Genomic DNA, 3,890 nt, shown 5'->3' on the forward strand with positions numbered 1-3,890 from the left:
ATCGCCGGGGCGACGATCGCTGCGTCCTCGGGCCCGAACAGTCCGCCCTCGGAGGCATGCGGGTTGATGCCGAACACGCCGATCGAGGGCTGCGCCACGCCGAGCGTTGCGCAGGCCCGCGCGCCGGCACGGATCGCCTCGGCCACCAACGCGGGCGTCATGCGTTCGAGCGCGGTGCGCACGCTCTCGTGCAGCGTCGCATGCACGATGCGCAGCCCGCCGCCCACGAGCATCAGGAACACGCGGTCCTCGGTCATGCCGCAGACGCGCGCCACCAGCGAGGGATAGCCGCTGAAGGCGATGCCGGCGCGGTGGATCGCGGTCTCGTGGTGCGGGCAGGCGACCACCGCATCGAGCTCGCCGCGGCGGCAGGCCTGCAGCGCGGCCGTGGCCGATGCGACCGCGGAGGCGCCTGCTGCGGCGTCGATCTGTCCGGGGCGACCCTCGAAGTCGTCGGTCGCGACCAACCTGGCGTCGCGCAGCAGCGCATCGAGGCCGAGCTGCGCCGCCGTGCGCTCGAACACGCTCGGCGGGCCATACAGAACGATGCGTGCGCGCGCCTCAGCCGGCAGCGCGGCCAATGCCTTCAGCGCGATCTCGGGTCCGATGCCGTTGGGATCGCCCGCGGCCAGCGCGAGACGGCGCGGCGCATGAATGACGGATGCCGTGCTCACAGCGGCAGCGCGAGCAGAGTATCGGTCACCGTGCTGTCGCACACGGCCACGCGCGACTGCAGCAGCAGGCGGCCCTCGCGGCGCACGAAGCGGTCCTCGTAGCTGCCGGTGGCGAACATCTCGGTCTGTCCCGTGGCCATGATGCGCGCCACCATGAAGGGCGTGCGCGCGCGTGCCGTATCGGCTTCGGCCTCGAGCAGCAGCGGCATGCCCAGCAGGTGGCGGTAGCGCTGGCGCTCGTAGATGTTGGCCTCGCGCAGCGCGGCGATGCGGTCCTCGAGCATCGCGCGCGAGTCGGCATAGACGATGCCCGCGGGCAGTCCCTCGCGCTCGTTCTCGACGTGGGTGATGCGGTAGTGGCAGTCGTCGGCGAAGAAGTCGGGCCAGCGCTCGAGCGCGTCGCTGTCGATGGCATCGGCATAGGCCGCGTTGAAGGCGCACAGCGCCAGCAGGTCGATCATGGGTGTTCTTTCCTCGTCGGGTGCTCAAGCGCCCATGTGCTGCCGATAGGCCTTCCAGAAGCCGCGCACCGAGGCCTCGGTGGCGCGGCCCTCGCTCGAGACGGCACCGTCGCCGCCCATCTCGACGATGGCCTCTTGGTCGGCCGCGCCCGCGATGCCGCGCTGCACGAAGCCGCCGACCGCGCCGTCCTCCATCGAGATGAAGCCCGCGGGCCCGACCAGGTTCGACTGCTTGAGCCGCACGCGGCGCTGCGCGGGCGTGTCGTCGACGTAGCCGATGTAGGTCCAGTTGAGCTCGGTGCGCGCGCTGCCCTTGGGCAGTACCTGGCGCACCGCGAGGCAGTTCTGGATCTGCTGCAGTACGAAGCCCGGGAACACCGAGAGGATCTGCAAGGTCACGCCGTCGTCGTACTCCGCGAAGCCGGCGAGCACGCTCGGGTCCTTCAGGCGATAGCGGTCGTTGTCGGAGCGCAGCGCCTGTTCCTTGTACGAGGCATCCTTTTCCGCGGCCGCGTCGATCATCGAGTAGCTCACGTGGTGGCCGCCGCTCTCGTCGACGATCACGCCGCCCTTCTGCGACAGGCGGTTGAGCTCGAAGGTGGTGAAGAACAGGTGCAGCAGGCTCGCGTGGTAGCTGTCTTTCACGTTCTCGACGTAGAGCTTCCAGTTGTTGGGCAGCGCCTGCGTGAAGCGGCCGATCACCTCCACCGGCTTGTGCAGCACGCGCTCGATGCGCGCGCAGATCTCGTCGCCGAGGTACTCCTCGATCGAGGGCACGTCCTCCGAGAAGCTGCCAAACACCAGCCCGCAGAAGCGCGCGATGCGCAGCTTGCGCGGCCCGTGCGACTCCTTGCAGAAGCTCGCGGGCATGCCGCCCTGGCCCTTCACGCCCTTCTCGAAGGCCACGCCCGTCAGGTCGCCCTGCCGGTTGTAGCTCCAGGCGTGGTAGACGCACTGGAAGTTCTCGCTGCGGCCCGACTTCTCGAGCGCGATCAGCGCGCCGCGGTGCGCGCAGCGGTTCTCGAAGGCATAGATCTCGTCGTCGTCGTCGCGCACCACCACCACCGGCGTCTCGCCCGCGAAGGTGGTGCGGTAGCTGCCGCCCTCGGGCAGCTCGGCCTCGAGGCACAGGTAGTTCCAGGTCTGGCCGCGGAAGATGCGTGCCTGCTCGTCGGCGGCCAGTTGCGCGTCGCTGTAGACGCCGAAGGGAATGCGCGTGAGGCCGGGCCCCGACCAGTGGATCGGTTGCGCGGACGCGGTGGATGAAGCGATGGACATGGCGGGCTTACTCGAGGGTGACGTTGGCGCTCTGGATGACCTTGTGCCACTTGGTGGACTCGGCCTGGATGAACTGGCCGGTGCGGGCACTGTCCCAGCCGCGCGGCTCGGCGCCTTGCTCGGCGAACTTCTGCTTCACGTCGGGCAGCGCGAGCGCGGTGGCGATGGCCTTCTGCGTCGAGGCCACGATCGGTGCCGGCGTGCCCGGCGGCGCGACCACCGCGAACCAGGTCACGGCATTCATCGCGGGCAGCTTCTGCTCGGCAAAGGTCGGCGCCTCGGGCAGCGCGGGGCTGCGGTGCTCGTCGGCCACCGCGAGGATGCGGACCTTGCCGGTGCGCGCGAACTGCAGCGAGGAGGAGATGTTGTCGAAGAACACGTCGACCTGGCCGCCGATCAGGTCCACCAGCGCGGGCGCCGTGCCCTTGTACGGCACGTGCGTCATCTCGGTGCCCGTGAGCTGCATGAACAGGCTGGCCGTGAGGTGCGAGGTGGTGCCGTTGCCTTGCGAGGCGAAGCTCACCTTGCCCGGGTTGGCCTTGAGGTAGGCGATGAACTCGGCCACGTTGTGCACCGGCAGCTTCGGGTTCACCACCAGCACGTTGGGCACCGTCGCGAGCACCGTCACCGGCACCCAGCGCGTGGGATCGAAGCCCAGCTTCTTGTAGAGGTGCTGGTTGATCGCGATCGGCGCGGGCGGCGAGGCCAGCAGGGTCTTGCCGTCGGGCTCGGCGCGGTAGACCACGTCGGCGCCGATGTTGCCGCCGGCGCCCGTGCGGTTCTCGATCACCAGGCCGCCGGGGAACTGGTCGCGCAGCTTGTCGGCCACCACGCGCGGCAGGATGTCGGCGGTGCCGCCGGCGGGGAAGGGCACGATCATGCGCGCGACCTTCTCGTTGGCGGTCTGCGCCTGCGCGGCGGGCGGCAGCGTGGGCAGCATCAGCGCGGCCAGGGCCGCCAGGCCGAGCGTGCGCGCGGCGAGTCTGTGGAACATCGTGTGTCTCCGTCTTGTTCGTGCATCGAGGGGTTTTCAGTGTCCTTGCGGGCCGGTGGCCGGACAAGCTAGATTTGCGCTATGCGCAAAAACGAAACCGAAGCCCCAAGCGAGGACGAGGCCGTCCCCGACAAGAACTTCGTCGCCTCGCTCGAGAAGGGGCTGGCCGTGCTGACCTGCTTCGGCCGCCAGCACAGCCGCCTCAACGTGTCGGAGGTCGCGCGGCTCACGATGAGCACGCCGGCCTCGGCGCGGCGCTCGCTGCTGACCCTGCGCGCGCTCGGCTACCTCGACAGCGACGGCAAGCGCTTCTGGCTGCTGCCGAAGGCGCTGCTGGTGGCGCATGCCTATCTCGCCTCGCGGCCCGAGCCTTCGGTGGCGCAGCCGCTGCTCGATGCCCTGTCGGAACGCACGCGCGAATCGGCCTCGCTCGCGCTGCTGCAGGACGACGACGCGATCATCATCGCGCGCTCCACCGCGCGG

General features: G+C 69.8%; 5 protein-coding genes. 1 reads left to right on the forward strand and 4 read right to left on the reverse strand.

Going from position 1 to position 3,890, the window contains the following annotated elements:
• The 4 genes from AC27VN_RS35170 to AC27VN_RS35185 all read right to left on the reverse strand — a co-directional run.
• The coding region (locus AC27VN_RS35170; RefSeq protein ID WP_490879604.1) for a 4-hydroxythreonine-4-phosphate dehydrogenase PdxA at window positions 1–674 on the reverse strand (674 nt) is incomplete at its 3' end.
• Window positions 671–1,135, reverse strand: a complete 465-nt coding sequence (locus AC27VN_RS35175) for an aromatic-ring-hydroxylating dioxygenase subunit beta (protein ID WP_093353204.1) — start codon at window positions 1,133–1,135, stop codon at window positions 671–673. The genes AC27VN_RS35170 and AC27VN_RS35175, both read right to left, overlap by 4 nt.
• Before the next feature lie 24 nt (window positions 1,136–1,159).
• The gene (locus AC27VN_RS35180; protein ID WP_490879605.1) at window positions 1,160–2,413 is read right to left on the reverse strand and encodes an aromatic ring-hydroxylating dioxygenase subunit alpha; all 1,254 of its coding nucleotides are present in this window, start codon (window positions 2,411–2,413) and stop codon (window positions 1,160–1,162) included.
• Between the two features lie 7 nt (window positions 2,414–2,420).
• Complete coding sequence (locus AC27VN_RS35185) at window positions 2,421–3,407, reverse strand: Bug family tripartite tricarboxylate transporter substrate binding protein (RefSeq protein WP_490879606.1); 987 nt, start codon at window positions 3,405–3,407, stop codon at window positions 2,421–2,423.
• Between the two features lie 81 nt (window positions 3,408–3,488).
• Between AC27VN_RS35185 and AC27VN_RS35190 the strand changes: the two genes are divergently transcribed.
• Window positions 3,489–3,890, forward strand: a 402-nt coding sequence (locus AC27VN_RS35190) for a helix-turn-helix domain-containing protein (protein ID WP_490879607.1), incomplete at its 3' end; no start/stop codon positions are given.

This window comes from Variovorax sp. 20P10.2.4 (assembly GCF_058244205.1).

Bases quoted from the DNA above. Each gene is read 5' to 3' on its own strand.
- AC27VN_RS35180 (WP_490879605.1), bottom strand. From the start codon at position 2,413: ATGTCCATCGCTTCATCCACCGCGTCCGCGCAACCGATCCACTGGTCG.
- AC27VN_RS35175 (WP_093353204.1), bottom strand. From the start codon at position 1,135: ATGATCGACCTGCTGGCGCTGTGCGCCTTCAACGCGGCCTATGCCGAT.
- AC27VN_RS35185 (WP_490879606.1), bottom strand. From the start codon at position 3,407: ATGTTCCACAGACTCGCCGCGCGCACGCTCGGCCTGGCGGCCCTGGCC.